1 protein-coding gene is annotated in these 1128 nt (G+C 36.1%); it reads left to right on the forward strand.

All coding sequences use genetic code 11. The features are described from left to right. Positions 1 to 107: 107 nt before the first annotated feature. Entirely contained in the window at positions 108 to 962 is an 855-nt protein-coding gene (locus Q8L85_08095; protein MDP1724647.1) for an NAD(P)-dependent oxidoreductase, read from the forward strand. Positions 963 to 1128 lie beyond the last annotated feature (166 nt).

The raw sequence follows: 1128 nt of genomic DNA on the forward strand, positions 1-1128 counted from the left end.
CCGTCACAATAGGATTAAATCTGGATTCATAGTTATACCCGAATGATTTGGTTAGAAGACAGCCAGCGTTTGATAATTTCGAAAGAGTCTACGCTTATAAAAAGAGGATTACAATGCTTAAGAATAGAACAATTTTTATTACAGGCGCAACACGTGGTATTGGCAAAGCGATTGCATTAAAAGCTGCCAAAGATGGTGCTAATATTGTTGTTACAGGTAAAACTGAAAATCCCCATCCGAAATTACCAGGTACTATTTATGAAACGGCGCATGAAATTGAACAATTGGGTGGAAAAGCTCTTCCAATTTTGATGGATGTTCGTGATGATGCGCAAGTGGCAGAAGCTGTTCAAAAAGTTGGAAATCATTTCGGTGGTATTGATGTTTTAATCAATAATGCAAGTGCTATATCGCTTACGCCTGTTGAATATACGCCTCTTAAAAAATTCGATTTGATGATGGATGTTAATTTGCGCGGTACTTATGCTTTATCGCAAGCATGTCTTCCATTTTTGAAAAAAGCACAAAATCCACATATTTTGACGCTTTCACCCCCTTTGTCTTTAAACCCAAAATGGTTTGCACATCATACGGCTTATACAATTAGTAAATTCGGGATGAGCATGTGCGTTTTAGGAATGGCAGAAGAATTTAGAAAATATAAAATATCGGTCAATGCGTTATGGCCACAAACCATTATTGGAACGGCAGCTCTTCAATTGTTAGGTGACGCAGCACCGATAGAGGGCGCACGAACACCCGAAATCGTAGCAGATGCTGCTTACTTTATTTTAAATGCTCAAAATCCACAAACAGGTCAATTTTTTAATGACGAAGAAGTGCTTAAATTAAACGGGATAAATGATTTTACGCGTTACGCTATTAATCCAAATCATCCGTTGATAACTGATTTGTTTTTAGATGATTTTAATTATAAAACAGATCAAAAAAAAGCGATTTAATAAATTTATGCTTATATGATTTATGGTAACTTCCCAGGAGGGTGTACGAATTTTGAACATCTCACTCCTACGTCCCGCGACCATAACATTACCCATAAGTATAATAACCTATTGATACTTAATATGAATTTTTAGACAATGTCCTCTTTTTAAGGGGCATATCTAT

The organism is Alphaproteobacteria bacterium, from assembly GCA_030680745.1.
Classification (GTDB): domain Bacteria; phylum Pseudomonadota; class Alphaproteobacteria; order JAUXUR01; family JAUXUR01; genus JAUXUR01.